The sequence below is a fragment of the Bowmanella dokdonensis genome, from assembly GCF_017254865.1.
Taxonomy (GTDB): domain Bacteria; phylum Pseudomonadota; class Gammaproteobacteria; order Enterobacterales; family Alteromonadaceae; genus Bowmanella; species Bowmanella dokdonensis.
Genome location: NZ_JAFKCV010000434.1, coordinates 1 through 280, shown reverse-complemented (window position 1 = coordinate 280; position 280 = coordinate 1). Strand labels below are relative to the sequence as shown.

The window sequence follows — 280 nt, the reverse complement described above, 5'->3', positions numbered from 1 at the left end:
GACATGATCCGTATTCTGGACTCCACTGCGCATAAGATCCCGGCCGACAAGCCCCGTTATCTGATGGGCGTAGGTAAGCCTGAAGATATCGTTGAGGCGGTACGCCGCGGCATCGATATGTTTGACTGCGTTATGCCAACCCGAAATGCCAGAAACGGTCATCTGTTTGTCACCGAAGGTGTGATTAAGATCCGCAATTCCAGGCACAAGACCGACACCGGTCCGCTGGACGAAAAATGTGATTGTTACACTTGTAAAAATTATTCACGGTCATATCTAC

1 protein-coding gene is annotated in these 280 nt (G+C 49.6%); it reads left to right on the top strand.

Annotated elements, in window-relative coordinates; genetic code table 11:
* On the top strand, nt 1-280 hold a 280-nt coding region (locus tag J0A66_RS23195), incomplete at both ends, for a tRNA-ribosyltransferase family protein (RefSeq protein ID WP_206576116.1).